17 protein-coding genes are annotated in these 12,246 nt (G+C 56.7%); 2 read left to right on the plus strand and 15 right to left on the minus strand.

All coding sequences use genetic code 11. The annotated features are described in order from the left end of the window. Positions 1-29: 29 nt before the first annotated feature. The 7 genes from VSQ83_RS09360 to VSQ83_RS09390 all read right to left on the minus strand — a co-directional run bounded on the left by VSQ83_RS09360 (position 30) and on the right by VSQ83_RS09390 (position 6,372). Complete coding sequence (locus VSQ83_RS09360) at positions 30-1,079, minus strand: tyrosine-type recombinase/integrase (RefSeq protein ID WP_326426189.1); 1,050 nt, start codon at positions 1,077-1,079, stop codon at positions 30-32. Position 1,080: 1 nt separating this feature from the next. Then, positions 1,081-1,317, minus strand: coding sequence for a DUF4224 domain-containing protein (locus tag VSQ83_RS09365; RefSeq protein ID WP_326426193.1), 237 nt, complete (start codon positions 1,315-1,317; stop codon positions 1,081-1,083). A 46-nt stretch (positions 1,318-1,363) separates the two neighbouring features. Then, complete coding sequence (locus VSQ83_RS09370) at positions 1,364-2,290, minus strand: phosphohydrolase (protein ID WP_326426195.1); 927 nt, start codon at positions 2,288-2,290, stop codon at positions 1,364-1,366. A gap of 649 nt (positions 2,291-2,939) precedes the next feature. After that, complete coding sequence (locus VSQ83_RS09375) at positions 2,940-3,371, minus strand: hypothetical protein (RefSeq protein WP_326426198.1); 432 nt, start codon at positions 3,369-3,371, stop codon at positions 2,940-2,942. 305 nt (positions 3,372-3,676) lie between these two features. After that, positions 3,677-5,605: a DNA cytosine methyltransferase gene (locus VSQ83_RS09380; protein ID WP_326426200.1), complete on the minus strand. Its 1,929-nt coding sequence runs from the start codon at positions 5,603-5,605 to the stop codon at positions 3,677-3,679. Between the two features lie 64 nt (positions 5,606-5,669). Beyond that, a complete protein-coding gene (locus VSQ83_RS09385) occupies positions 5,670-6,059 on the minus strand; it encodes a hypothetical protein (RefSeq protein ID WP_326426202.1) in 390 nt (129 codons plus the stop codon). A 4-nt stretch (positions 6,060-6,063) separates the two neighbouring features. Next, complete coding sequence (locus VSQ83_RS09390) at positions 6,064-6,372, minus strand: hypothetical protein (protein ID WP_326426204.1); 309 nt, start codon at positions 6,370-6,372, stop codon at positions 6,064-6,066. Positions 6,373-6,474: 102 nt separating this feature from the next. Here VSQ83_RS09390 and VSQ83_RS09395 point away from each other — a divergent pair, with 102 nt between their 5' ends. Then, entirely contained in the window at positions 6,475-6,765 is a 291-nt protein-coding gene (locus tag VSQ83_RS09395) for a hypothetical protein (protein ID WP_326426206.1), read from the plus strand. On the opposite strand, the gene VSQ83_RS09400 is transcribed toward VSQ83_RS09395, so the two are convergent. The 8 genes from VSQ83_RS09400 to VSQ83_RS09435 all read right to left on the minus strand — a co-directional run bounded on the left by VSQ83_RS09400 (position 6,735) and on the right by VSQ83_RS09435 (position 11,741). Then, positions 6,735-7,085 (minus strand): hypothetical protein, encoded by a 351-nt coding sequence (locus VSQ83_RS09400; RefSeq protein ID WP_326426208.1) that lies wholly within the window; start codon positions 7,083-7,085, stop codon positions 6,735-6,737. The two genes, VSQ83_RS09395 and VSQ83_RS09400, sit on opposite strands and share 31 nt — an antisense overlap. Positions 7,086-7,163: 78 nt before the next feature. Continuing rightward, positions 7,164-7,511 (minus strand): hypothetical protein, encoded by a 348-nt coding sequence (locus VSQ83_RS09405; protein ID WP_326426212.1) that lies wholly within the window; start codon positions 7,509-7,511, stop codon positions 7,164-7,166. Between the two features lie 463 nt (positions 7,512-7,974). Then, entirely contained in the window at positions 7,975-8,205 is a 231-nt protein-coding gene (locus VSQ83_RS09410) for a hypothetical protein (RefSeq protein WP_326426214.1), read from the minus strand. Then, entirely contained in the window at positions 8,202-8,969 is a 768-nt protein-coding gene (locus VSQ83_RS09415) for a lambda exonuclease family protein (protein ID WP_326426216.1), read from the minus strand. The genes VSQ83_RS09410 and VSQ83_RS09415 overlap by 4 nt, the downstream gene beginning before the upstream one ends. After that, positions 8,966-9,775, minus strand: coding sequence for an ERF family protein (locus tag VSQ83_RS09420; protein WP_326426218.1), 810 nt, complete (start codon positions 9,773-9,775; stop codon positions 8,966-8,968). The genes VSQ83_RS09415 and VSQ83_RS09420 overlap by 4 nt, the downstream gene beginning before the upstream one ends. 7 nt (positions 9,776-9,782) lie before the next feature. Beyond that, the gene (locus VSQ83_RS09425; protein ID WP_326426220.1) at positions 9,783-10,886 is read right to left on the minus strand and encodes a hypothetical protein; all 1,104 of its coding nucleotides are present in this window, start codon (positions 10,884-10,886) and stop codon (positions 9,783-9,785) included. Between the two features lie 158 nt (positions 10,887-11,044). After that, the gene (locus VSQ83_RS09430) at positions 11,045-11,491 is read right to left on the minus strand and encodes a hypothetical protein (RefSeq protein WP_326426222.1); all 447 of its coding nucleotides are present in this window, start codon (positions 11,489-11,491) and stop codon (positions 11,045-11,047) included. Positions 11,492-11,495: 4 nt separating this feature from the next. After that, complete coding sequence (locus VSQ83_RS09435; protein WP_326426225.1) at positions 11,496-11,741, minus strand: hypothetical protein; 246 nt, start codon at positions 11,739-11,741, stop codon at positions 11,496-11,498. 298 nt (positions 11,742-12,039) lie between these two features. Between VSQ83_RS09435 and VSQ83_RS09440 the strand changes: the two genes are divergently transcribed. Further along, complete coding sequence (locus tag VSQ83_RS09440) at positions 12,040-12,201, plus strand: hypothetical protein (protein WP_326426227.1); 162 nt, start codon at positions 12,040-12,042, stop codon at positions 12,199-12,201. Positions 12,202-12,246 lie beyond the last annotated feature (45 nt).

Genomic DNA, 12,246 nt, shown 5'->3' on the forward strand with positions numbered 1-12,246 from the left:
TACTTTGGGCATGGTGTTCCATAACTATTTCACTTTGTGGGCTTGGCGACGGCTCCGATACGCCGGTAAACCCGTTCCGTAATCCCTTCTTTTGAGTGCCCAAGAAGCGCGCTCGCCTCCGAAATATCTGCAATTTCCGACGCAGCCTTTGGCCTGATATCGCGAAACTGAAATTGCATGATCCGCTTTGCTTCCTCCTCTGATCCCGATGCTCTTGCCTTGTCAGCGGCAAGCAAGCGAGTGGCGTCCCAGCGGTTGCGCATCATTTGCCAGGACACCCGCACACCGCTTTTACTGAGAATGAAATAAGGCGAGGTGTGAGCAGCATTGCGCTGCATGATTTGGTCAAGCAACAGCCCGAGACTGCTGCGCCCGATACTGGTGTTCAAGTGAATGCGAAGGCGCTTGCCCGTCTTGCCTTGTCTTACCAGCAGAAAATCCCCCGCCATGTCGTCGCGGCGCATTGCCAAAACATCTGCCGGGCGTTGTCCTGTCAGATAGGCCAAATCCATTGCGTCCTGAACTTCTTGCGGAGCACAGCCATAAACGGCTCCCCATACTTCGTCATTGGCGTAATAGTCCCTGGGCTTCTCTTTGTTCTTGCGAACACCAAGGCACGGATTCTCCTGTCGCGTTAATCCCCACTCCCTGGCAATGTTGAATACATGCGAGAGCAGCGCGAGCTCTCTATTGGCTCGAGTCTTGGCAGATCGGGCATCGCGGTATTGGGCGACCATAGACGGCGATATTGCATCAATAGGCGCATCATCAAATACCGCTCTCAGCTGGCGAAGTTCGGCAGCATTGTCTTTTTGCGTTCTTGGGGCCTTCTTTGGAATGATATCTCTGGCGTATCGATCAAATATCCCTCTCATTACAAGCAGGTCTAAAGGTTTTTCTTTTGACTCCAGTCCGGCCCACTTCATACGGGCCTGGTTAATATCCTTGCCCAGCGGAATGTCATGGCCCGTTGCATCGCGGTAATAATAAGCCGTCCACACTTTCCCGTTTTTACGCAGGCGCGTGCGCTGATACATCCTTGGCGGCAGGTGTTGGTTTTCGGTTTTGCGAGGGCGCATTTCAACTTACTCGAGAAAAGTCTGGGGTCCAGGTAGGGGCTGGTGGTGGTTGGGCTGCCAGTGTTGGCGAAATTATTCCGAGCTTCATCCGAGCGAACATCCGACCAACGAGTGGGCGGCCACCGCGACTTTCGATAAAGACCCAGTTGCGAGCCTTGAGCCATTGGCGCTGATAGCCACGGTGTTTGTAGCCGGTAAGGTCGGCCAGCTCTTCCTCTGAGAGGATTTCAGTTTCCATGGGCGTGTCTCCATGCCGCCGCGCTGGGCGGCAGAAGGTGGAAGGGTTAGAGAGTTAGTTCGTGTCCGAATGGCACGCGGAATCCTGAAGCGTTGCGGTGACCACCGCCGCCGTACTGGCTGGCTATTTCAGAAACATCCATCCCTTCATCAGTGCTTCGCAGGCTGAACACTCGCCCGGTCGGCGTATCCCAATAGCAGGCTGCAAATGGTTCGCCCTTGGCCATCAAGTGGCCGGCATCGCTGGTCAGTGTGTAAGGTAGAGATGCGACAGGTACGTCGAAACCTCCGATCAGCAGCCTTCGCTTCGTCACGCCAACCAACTCTGCTACATCCTTGTGATGCTTGCGCTCAATTGCGGCCCCATCGGATATCAAGGTGAGAACATCAGCGTCCATCAGTTGATCCCATACTTCAAAGTCGTAGGGGTAGCTGAACAGGTTGGCTTGGATCTCCCGCGTGCCTTCAAGCTTGAACAGCCAAAGGTCGCGATCCTCTATGTGCAGAAGTAACTGAGGGGGCTCTTGGCCTGGGAAGTAGTGGTCCCACGCGAGCATTGCCCCGCTTCTGTTCATATCGAAACAGCAGGCGATCGATGGGCCGTTCTGGGAGTTGGCCATGGCGTGCGCTGTTTTCCAGCCGAGTAGTGGGGTCCCGTCATCGCGACGTGTATCTTCTTCAATGCCTGCGTGGAATGGCTCAAAGCGCCCCAAATCTTCGGCCGCGCTTTTGTGATGGTCGAGCACGATTATGCTTTTCGCTCTCCACGCGAGCTCCGCCAGTACGTCGTACTTGTAGCTGAAGTCGACGAGAACAACGTCTTTGTCAGCTACATCCGGTGGCTCTTGGCCGTAGACGCCTGGCACAAACTCGACATTGGCGCCAAGGGCTTTGCGTACTACCCATGCTGCACCGAATCCATCGGCGCAGTTGCCGTGGTAGATGCACATGGTTTTCGATTTATTTTCGGGCATGACTTCGTCCTTGCCGCTATAGCGGCTGACTTGGAATTCTTAGGGGTATTACTAAGCTGCGCATATAGCCCCTTTAGCTGGAGTTAATATACGTCATACATCAGTTCACCATTTAAATACGAAGGATTACTGGTTGTCAGAAATAAAGGAATGCAGTGGAAAATATATTGTATTTGGCGCAATCTAAAAACCACTTAATAACCCGAGAATTAAATCTATGAGCATAAAACTCGAGCGCGAACTAGAAAGCCGAATTAAGTTAGCCAATAATGCAATGGCCGACTCTTTCCAAAGAAATAGCCCGCTCTCTCAAGAGGCTTTTAAAGTGTGGGTGGAGCTTTCGATTCTGTATGTTAATGCGGTTGAGGCGTTAGCTATACTGCGTGGACCGGCCTGGCTTCCGGCTCCCCGATTTCAATAGTGGGGGGATATGTTTTTCGGCACGAGCGCTATGCAATGACCCTTCGACAGGATTGTATTCATAGCTGCTTCTCCCGTGCGCGGCGCTCAACCGCTTCGGCTTGGCGCAACTTGCTGCATTTGGTGTGGTTGCCGTGGGCGCGTGATCTGTTGCACTTGTCGCAGATCGTTTGCAGGTCAAGCTGACCCATGGGTGCGCCGCGTATCTGAACAGTTCGGCGGAGGGCAATCACATAGCCTCCTTTATGGCCTGTAAGAAGACGGGTAGGGCGCCGGCCTGCTGGCGTACAGCGCGCATTCCCTCGATGTCGTAACCCCATATGTTGCTATCGTCGAACCGCTCAGGTCCGAGGTAGCCAGGGTGCATTGGCTCGCCGGTGCGGATGTAATCCCGGAACCCTTCGACTAGCGACTGGAGCGTGCCGCCATGGCTAAAGCCACGCCACCGGCCGCCCCAGGTTGTTTTGTGCGTGAAGATCCGTCGGGCGCTGTAGTCGTCGATGAACCAGACCTTGCCGCGCTGATCCACTTCCATGCTGGCGTAGCGATCAGCAACCTGGTTGAAAAAGAAGTGCCGGCCGTGGGCGCCGATGATCCGGATCACCTGATTGACCTGCTCGGCCCGCTGTTGCTTCAGGGTTAGTTTGTTTTCTTTGGGCATGTAGTAGCCTCGTTGATATGCTCGCTGGCTGTATGGAGGGAAGCCATGACTGTTGAAGTAGATTTGAAGGGGCGGCCGATAGATCAGAAGTGCAAGCACTGCGGAAAGCTTTTCACTGCTAATCGCCTCCGCAGGCACCTCGACTCATGCAAAGGTCCAGAGGGGATGAAGGTCTGTGACTTGTCCGGCGCAGCTAGGGCTAGGAGAGTTCGGCTTTTGTTCAGCCCTAATAAGAAAAAGAAGAAAGGGCGAAGTGTTTTTGCAGTGAATGGTGGTGCTTTCGGGCTAGGAAAGAGTAGGAAGCATTAGGCCGCAATAGATTGGTCCTGGTGGCGACTCCAAGGATCATTGGCCCGGGCAAGTGCGGCCATCGGTGGAGGGCTGACACTATTCCCGCACATGTGAACCTGCTGGGTTTTGGTGAATGGCTTGCCGTCGGCGCCGTGACTGATGATGTAGTCGCCCGGGAATCCCTGAGCCTTGTATAGCTCGGCGGGTTGCAGCATCCGCAGACAGATATCGACGATCACATACGGCGTGCCTTTTATAGTCACCGTGACCAGTGCTAGGCGGTCGCGGGTGGTGATGGTGGGGGTGGGCGCTGCAATGTCGCCTGCATCACTGGTTCCGTAGTAGCTGATCAGGAATGCTGCGACCCGTAGCGCACCGGCTTCAACCTCTGGTGAGAGTTGTAGCTCGACCAGCGAACTCTTGCCTCCACCGCCTGCCGTGATTGTTGGTGCTGGCTCGTCCAGACTTTGACCGATACTTGCTCCGAACTGACGATCAAGGAATGCCGTCATCAGCCCGTGGTGTGTGCCGCCGGCACTGATGGTGTGCAGCGGGTCGTTCAAGTCCCGTGCATCGCAGTTACCGCGCAAGTGCACTAGGTTAGCGGTGACCAGTTGTTGCTGGCTGCCGGTATTGGTGACGGTCGTCATCGGGTCTTCGATGCTTTTCGCGGCAGTCGTATTAAAACCGCCGTTCATTTGGGCCATGAGGGCTGTGGCCACTGCGTACTTGTCGCCCGACGCCATGATGGTTCCCAGCGGCTGACCAAGGTCGGCGCTGCGCGGAGCTGATCCGGGCTTGTCGCCATTACCGAGCTGCACCAACGCCGCAGCGGCGAGCGCACGATGATTCTGCGTCATCAGGGTGCCGACTGGTTGATCGACGGCTACCGGCTTGCCCGAATACATCGGTCCGCCCGCACCTACAAGCACCGGACTGACAACCGAGAAGGCGCCGCCTTTGGGGTAGGAGGTCACGGTGCGTAGCGGTTCGGCCGTGGACTGCACGCTTTCCCCGGACCAGTTAGCGATCGGCACGATAAAAGGGTTGGCAGCATCGAGCACGAACTTGTGCATGCCCTTGGCAACACGGCGTAGGGTGGCCGGGGCCAGATCCTTTTTACGGCCAAAGATGCTTTTGCTCGGGATGGTCCAGTCAATGCATTCGGCGGCGGTGCGCCACTTCTGCTGACCTTTGGCTGGGTTCTTTGCGTGGGTTGGTTCGGGCCACACGATGGACTGGCCATCGCATCGGGCAATCATAAACAGGCGTTCCCTGCTGGTGGGGGCCCCGAAGTCGCAGGCCTTGATTACGCGCCATTCAACGACATAGCCCAGGCGCTGAAGCTCAGCGACAAAAACCGACCAGGTCTGACCGCGGCGTTTTTGGTTTGGTACCAAGAACTGCTCACTGACCGGAACCACTTCACCTGGCTTAGCAATCTCGCCACCCAACTTAACGACGCGGCCAGTCGCTTTGCAGCGCTTTGCCACCAGCGGTCCCCAATGCAGGATTTGCTTCACGTTCTCCAGGCTGATCACCCGGGGCCGCTTCTTACCGGCCCACTTGAGACCGATCCACGACAGGTTTCGAATCTCACGCTTGCGCGGTTGACCACCGGCTGCCTGGCTGTGGTGAGTGCAGTCCGGAGACATGTGGAACCAGCCCACGGCCCGGCCGCTGCACTCAGTATCGGGATCACCCTCAAACACATCAGTAGTGAAATGCTTTGCATGAGGGTGGTTGACCGTGTGCATGCTGATAGCGGCAGGGCTGTGGTTCTTGGCGACGGTTACAGTGCGCCCAAGACCCATTTCAAGCCCGGTACCGGCGCCGCCACCGCCGCAGAAGAAGTCCACGACGATCTCATCGTCCTGCTGGTTGAAGCCAAGGCCGTACTGGGTTTTGAAATCGAAGGGATACTTCTTCTTGTGAGCGGACATAAGTAGACCTCGCCGGGTGGCGTGATTTTTAGTGGGAAGATTGGTTTAACCGGAGGGAGGAGAGCTAAGCAGCTTGAGTTCGGGTATCAGGCTGCCACTCACAGAACCCAACCCGCTGCGCTTTCGTCTTTGGATTTATGATCGGTCGGCCTTCTGCGTCCGTCATGATGCGCTTCGCCCTGATACGCAGATCTCGGCATTGAATAGTCTTGCGGGCCAGCTCAATGAATTGCTCGGCGTACTGCGGGGCATCGAACAGCGGAGAGAGCTGGCGAACCGTACCCCCCCCCATAATCTGCTCGGTCTTCTTCTCGACCAGCTCCATCCATTCTACGAGAGGGATTGGCTCAACACCGCCAGGGGCTTTTATGTTCCTGCGGGTGCCTTTGGTGCGCTTTTTGGCCTCGGCAAGCGCAACGTCGCGGGTCATTCCAAATACTGCAAATGTGCTCATGGCATCACTCCAGGCAGTCAAGAGCTTTTTGCAGCAGCTCGTTTAGTGAAAGCTCCCGGTCGTCCGGGTCCATTGCTCGCTTGATCCACTGGCAAGCCTCACTAGCACCATCGCGAAGATTTTCGATTTCGTCTTCGTCATCACTCGCCTGGCTTTCGAGACGGCGGATGTCTTCGCGCAGCTCTTCACGCTCGGCGCTAGGGTCGATGCTCTGCGAGGTGAGGCGGCGAGTCAGTTCAGCGGCCGCCGCCGGATCAAGCGCGGCATAGTGCAGGCACTCTTCGTCGCTCAAGGCATTTGCAGGAATGCTCATTGGTTTTCTCCAGGCAGACGCCTGCCTCGCCGGCTGGCGTGATTCGTTGAAGTGGGGTATTTGTGTTTGGCCCGGCATGGAGCCGGATCAAGGAGTGCTGTAGTGATTGAACTGCTCGAAGATGTAATTGGCATCAACAGTGATGGCTTGGTCTGCCATCCCTACAAAATTACCCGAGGAGATAAACGCGGATTTTTCAGCTACACGCTTGAAACCGACAACAATCTCGACTTCAAAGGTGCCAACGAGGTGGAACTGAGGGCGCTGATCGAGGCTGGAGCTTTCAACGAGCGAGGCCGGGTGCGTATGATTCCAGCAGGCAGTGTGAAAGTTGAGGGCGGGAACGCTCTTTCGGTCAAGCGCTACAACGGTATTGCTCTCCCAGTTCGCTGAGGAGCAAATACCTCATCACCTGGATCTTGCTGAATCATCTGTAGGCTCTTCCGGTGAAAAGCCAGCGACACGTTTTTGGATACCTCAATAACGTGTCGCGGCGGATCAAGCAGCGGCAGCGCTCCACCCGGGCCAAGGCCATGAAGATGATGAATCATCAGCGTGATCGCCTCGCCCTGTTCCTCGATGCCGCTCCAGGCCATCAGCTCAGCCAGTGCCTGGCGGGTGCCGGCCATGCAATGCAGCCGGATTTCTTCCTCGCCGCGAGTCTTTCGCCTCGCCGCAGTCTTTGCCGATCGTTCTTTCTGCGCGGCTGCCATGGCCTACCTCTTCTATCCCGCTTGCCGGCAGTGCCAGCCATGTTTGACGTTTACGTTGCTGGATGCGGGCTATACGCCTCACATGTGGCTACTGAAGAAGGCGAACACGGTCAGCGTGATACCAAAGCGCAAAGTCCAGCTGCTCAGGAATTTTCCGAACTGCTTAACGTTGAACTTCCGCGCTTTCGCTTCAAGCTCATGGGAATGACTTACTGCGGCGTTGATACCAGTGCGCGTTGTTATGACCCTGTCTGTGGCTCGCTCAACGACTTCAAAGGCATTGTTGCCTATCGGCTTGACGATAAAGAGTGGCGCCAATGGCGGCGGCATTACGCCGGGCTTTTGGTAGAACTCGGCCGTGGCCTGGTGAGCACGTGCGCGCAACCCGTCGAGAACGGTGATGCGCTGGACGATTGATGGATGCATGGTCGATCCTCGACTTGGGTTACGGATATTCGTCAGCGCTCAGGCCTTGCGACAAGGGAGGGCTGACGAATAACTGCAGACATGAAAAAGCCCAGTCGAAACCGGGCTGTGTTGCACTCTTAAAACGCCACCGTATGTAAGAGCCTGGCTGTGCGGGCGTGCCCGTCTTTGTTTACTTGTGCATGGCTAAATCCTCCGTTTTGAGCATCAGCAGGGAAGTGGGGATGCAGGTGTCCAGCGTCTGCTGGGTTGGCGTCCGCATCGGTCTGTACTCAGGCGGATTTATGCCGAAGATCAGACCGATACGGCCTGGTGCTGGGGAGTACCAGGGGCTCGGGCAGTTAGCGACAGGCTGTCGTGGCGCTGGTTGATTCGGGTTACACGGCCAGCTCCATCGCTTCGGCGCGTCGAACCAAGCGTATTTCAGCGGGACGATGCTCTGATGGGCGTCGGTCGCGACGCGTCATTCCTCCGCGAGTCGCCGTAGGACTTTTCGCTCAGCCATAGTTGGCGAAATACGGCGACGCTTCAGGATGGTGTCGGGGTCAATTTTGTCGGAGCGGGCCGGGAACACAGGCTTGAATGCAAAGCCGCGCGCCTGAGTGATCTGCCCGCCAGAATTGAAGAAGGCCGCTTTTGCGGCCTCTAATTGAGCTTGACGCTGGGTGCTTGCGAGGATTTGGTTATCGATCATGCCGCCTTACTCCGCAGTTTCTCCTCGTACCCGTCCACCAGCAGCTTGAACTGCCAAAGGTCTTCCTCGAGCTTTTCGATGTAGTCGTCGTCGCGCTTGAATTCCTGCAGCCAGAGTTGACGGCCGACAGGCTTCAAAAGCGGACAGTACATCCCGATATGCCACCATTTGCGGCCGGTGATCCACATGCAGCCTTGCACTTGGTCAATGACTTCGCTGGCGTCATTATCGATGTGGAATGCGCGAAGCTTGTCAGGGGCGAGGAAACACTTGTATTCGGAGCCGCCATCTTCTCCGATGAAGCCATCTGCGCTGGCGCCGAAAATGCCGTCATCCGTTTTGACCAGTCCGACTTGGGTAACGACCAATCCAGTTTTGATTTCGTGTTCCATACGGGCTTCGGGTTCAAGCTCGTGACCCCGGCGCATCTGCCAAGTCTCGAATCCACCGTCCAATGGTGCGCCGCCAATCCGCTCGACAGCGAGTTCAAATGCATAGGAGAGGGCGGCGCCGGATGGCTCACCGACTGATTCGCCGTCTAGGGCTCTTTGTACTACTTCAGCTCGTGGTGGAGCTTTGTATTCCGCGAGATCACGGGCGCGAGCCTCGCTATGTCCGGCTAGGATGGCGTCTACATAAACGCGCTGCTGCTTAGAGAGGCCGTTCACTTTTGAGCGGGCAGTGCTGAACATGCTGGCGGTGATAGCCCCGGCGCGGGCCTGTAGCCATTCCGGGGAGCCTTGGGCACAGTTGATAACGATCATTGCGAATCTCCTGTCTCAGATGCGGCAATCAGCTGCTGACCGCGTGTGGTAACGGCAATCTTTAGAGCCTCATAGAGATCTGTAGCCGTTTGCTTGTCTGTTGCTTTCAGATCTTGGGAAAATTTCACTCCCTCCTGCCAGACTGCAGTAAGTGCGTCTTTTGATTCTGCCGCGTAAGCCTTCGGTATCCACTCGTTCATGAGCTCGCCAAGGCCCTGCGCCTGATCTCCGTTGCCATCGTCGTCCTCATTGGTCAGGACAACGTTAAAGATCATCATCGTCAGGTAGCGCCGGGCGTAGCTGTAAGTTGAGCCGCTGGCGTGCACACCAGTCTTATTCACGCTTCCCTTGATACCAGTCGAATCAATGGGGAGGTCGACGTGGTACTGCTTTGTGTGACCAGCTTCGTGCATGCAGTCGCATACTGTGCGGATGTGACCAACCAGCGGGCTATCTCCCGTGCCGAACGACAGAGAAAAGCCTGATGCCGTGTAGACCGGCGATATCTTTCGGTCAATTGACTCAAGAGCTGCATACGCGCTGCTGGTCTGAGCGTTGAACTTGTCGCGGAAAACGGGACCGATTTCAGCCTGGGCCCTGACCATCGCAGCGTTGAATGCCGCGGCAGCTGTGCGATCGGTGTGACGCTCATACATCTCCATCATCTTCTGCATTTTGTCCGCATCGAACGCTGGGTCGGTAGCAGCTCGCTGGATCATGGTCAGCATCGCGGTCGATTCAGTCGTGGTCGCAGGAGAAACGACTTGTCGGGCGTCATGCTGTTCGGCAAGGGATGTGTTGTTCATGAAGGCCTCAGTACGAGATTGAAATGGCGGGAATCTTGCGCTGGGCGATCAGGGTGATTGCTTGCTTGGCGCACTCTTCGGTCATGCCGCCAGTGATGAAGGCCTCCAAGGCGGCGCGATTGATCTTGGCTTGGTGGGCCTTGTTGGCTTCCCGCGCTGCAGCTTGACGGCGCTCTTCGTCAGCTGCCGCGTGCTGTCGGGCGATCTCGTCCTTGCGGGCCTGCTCGACAGCTGCTTTCTGCCTCTCGATGCCCGCCAGTCGTTCACGTTCTGCGTTTTGCCCTGCTTCGATGCGCTCGCGCTTTGCCTGCTCGGCTCGGCGCTCGGCTTGTTCTGTCTGGAGCCTTAGACCCTGCTCGCGTTTCTCGGCCGCTGCCTGCTCGTCGTGAGCGCGTTTGGCCTCTGCGTCACGCTCGCGCTGAGCTTTGGCTTCAGCTTCGCGAGTGGCTCGTTCAGCAGCTTCGCGGGCGATCTGCTCATCACGATCTTTCTTGTTGCGGGCTTCCTTTTCTTCTCGCAGACGGACCAACTCGGCCTGCTCAGCTTCGTACTGCGTGCGCTCGGCCAGCAGGGAGCGCAGTTTCGTCAGCGTCTGATCCTTAACCTGAGCGGCCTCGGCAAGGAACTCTTCCCAGCTGTCATCCATAGGCACCAGCTCTAGGGCCGCAATGACCTGGCTGAAGGTGGACGCTGTAGGCGTACCCTCGAAAACGAGCGAGTCCTTGATGTCCTGGATGCCATCGACGTGCTTGTCGGTTCTGGCCAGTTCTGCCTGCTCCCAGCCTGTCAGCGGCTTACGGGTGGCATCGCGCAGGGCGTCCATTTTGGTCACGAACTCGCGTAACTCAGCCTCGACGACCTTCGGCATTTCCTTAAGACGCTTCAGGTAGTCGCGGCCGGGCTTCTCTACAGCGGATTTGGACTTGCTTACTTTGGCCGCAAGAGAGGCGATTCGCTCACGACCTTTGCGGGTAGAGAGGTCAGGTACTTCAGCGGTGACTTCGGCTGTGACTGCCTCGAGGAATCGGCTAAGGCCGCCGGCCACGTAAATGGCTGGAGCATTGTCGGCGCTGATGTCGTCGATAGTGATGATTTGCTGTTCTGCGGACATGGGGAATCCTTGCCGCGATGTACGCAGCGTTCAAATGGGGTCGAGTTATTGGGCGATCAGATCAGCGAGGGCGCTGAGCAGCATTAGAGCGGTGAGCAGGGCTAGGACTGGAGCTGATCCGCGTCAGAGTGCGAAGCAGCGCTGGCGTTGGTAAGAGGTCACGCGGCGTCCTCGCGATCCTCAAACCGATCCGCCGCGGCATCTGCTGCCAGCTCCTCAGCGCGGGCTTGACCATACTCGTTAGCCCAAGGCCGAATCAGAGCCTCTGCCACGTCGTGCAGCGCTGTTGGGTGATGCTTGGCCTTGGGCGCACCCAGCGCACAGCAAGCCAACTCGTAGGCCTTGCCGTGAACGCGACACCCACCCGCAATAATCTCGCAAATCATCTGCTCGATCGGGTATTCGCGGTTGTCGGTCAGCAGCGGAGCGATTTGCTCCTGAGCACCCAGGTGTTCGGCCAGCGCCTCGTACAGCGACTGCGGAGTGACCAGGGCAACCGACTTGCCGAAAGGGCGCGGCGCAGTAACGTTGTCACCACAGATCAGGCTGTTGATTGCATCATGAAGCCAGTCGGGGCCTTCAACGGTATCGAGAAAATCAGGCACGGGGCTACTCCTGCTCAAGTTTACGGGCGAAGGCGCAGGCGGCGTTATGGTCGCGGCGGAAGCCCTTCACCTTTCCTGTGCGGGTATCGATGATGTGGAAGAACGCCACGCCCATGGGCTCAACCCGGTATCGAGGTGAGTTCTTTGGCGCGGGTAGGCCGACCAGCCCGAAGTGAATTGCTGCAGACATATTGCGACGCTGGTTCATTGCAAGCGCTACATCACAGTAAGCGCGGTTACTTGGGTTCATGGTCGCCTCCTAAACGGCGGGATAGTTGATCCAAAGACACACGGCGGCACTCATCTGTTCCGATGCTTGCCGTTGGGCGCGGAGGGGAGTGCATCCGGGTAAACTTCAGGACGAGAGAGCCTGTTATCAGGCTTTAAACGTAGTGTTCGCCAATGAATCAATGAGCCGTTTTGTAGTCATATCTATGACCTTAATTTTCAGGACGCTCAAATGAAGCGCACAGCCATAATGATCTTGGCCTTATCAGGCTCTCTCTTGCTGGGTGGCTGCGTGCCAATCTGGGATGACGGAGGGAGACATGGTCATGATCGAGGTCACGACTCTGGTCGTGGATACGACCGAGGGCATGATGATCGAGGTTATGACCGCGGCTATGATCGTGGCGACAATGATCGACGATATGACCGCAATCGCGATCGTGATGATAGGGACGACTGATCCTTTAAGGCTTTATCTCTGAGCACGTTTAATACGTGCTCTTTTCGGCGTTAATCTGCTACCTGCT

Origin of the sequence: Pseudomonas sp. DSV-1 (assembly GCF_035830915.1) — a bacterium.
Lineage (GTDB): Bacteria > Pseudomonadota > Gammaproteobacteria > Pseudomonadales > Pseudomonadaceae > Aquipseudomonas.

Bases quoted from the DNA above. Each gene is read 5' to 3' on its own strand.
- VSQ83_RS09435 (WP_326426225.1), bottom strand. From the start codon at position 11,741: ATGAACCCAAGTAACCGCGCTTACTGTGATGTAGCGCTTGCAATGAAC.
- VSQ83_RS09375 (WP_326426198.1), bottom strand. From the start codon at position 3,371: ATGCCCAAAGAAAACAAACTAACCCTGAAGCAACAGCGGGCCGAGCAG.
- VSQ83_RS09400 (WP_326426208.1), bottom strand. From the start codon at position 7,085: ATGGCAGCCGCGCAGAAAGAACGATCGGCAAAGACTGCGGCGAGGCGA.
- VSQ83_RS09410 (WP_326426214.1), bottom strand. From the start codon at position 8,205: ATGATCGATAACCAAATCCTCGCAAGCACCCAGCGTCAAGCTCAATTA.
- VSQ83_RS09405 (WP_326426212.1), bottom strand. From the start codon at position 7,511: ATGCATCCATCAATCGTCCAGCGCATCACCGTTCTCGACGGGTTGCGC.
- VSQ83_RS09390 (WP_326426204.1), bottom strand. From the start codon at position 6,372: ATGAGCATTCCTGCAAATGCCTTGAGCGACGAAGAGTGCCTGCACTAT.
- VSQ83_RS09380 (WP_326426200.1), bottom strand. From the start codon at position 5,605: ATGTCCGCTCACAAGAAGAAGTATCCCTTCGATTTCAAAACCCAGTAC.
- VSQ83_RS09365 (WP_326426193.1), bottom strand. From the start codon at position 1,317: ATGGAAACTGAAATCCTCTCAGAGGAAGAGCTGGCCGACCTTACCGGC.
- VSQ83_RS09385 (WP_326426202.1), bottom strand. From the start codon at position 6,059: ATGAGCACATTTGCAGTATTTGGAATGACCCGCGACGTTGCGCTTGCC.
- VSQ83_RS09440 (WP_326426227.1), top strand. From the start codon at position 12,040: ATGGTCATGATCGAGGTCACGACTCTGGTCGTGGATACGACCGAGGGC.
- VSQ83_RS09420 (WP_326426218.1), bottom strand. From the start codon at position 9,775: ATGAACAACACATCCCTTGCCGAACAGCATGACGCCCGACAAGTCGTT.
- VSQ83_RS09370 (WP_326426195.1), bottom strand. From the start codon at position 2,290: ATGCCCGAAAATAAATCGAAAACCATGTGCATCTACCACGGCAACTGC.
- VSQ83_RS09425 (WP_326426220.1), bottom strand. From the start codon at position 10,886: ATGTCCGCAGAACAGCAAATCATCACTATCGACGACATCAGCGCCGAC.
- VSQ83_RS09415 (WP_326426216.1), bottom strand. From the start codon at position 8,969: ATGATCGTTATCAACTGTGCCCAAGGCTCCCCGGAATGGCTACAGGCC.
- VSQ83_RS09360 (WP_326426189.1), bottom strand. From the start codon at position 1,079: ATGCGCCCTCGCAAAACCGAAAACCAACACCTGCCGCCAAGGATGTAT.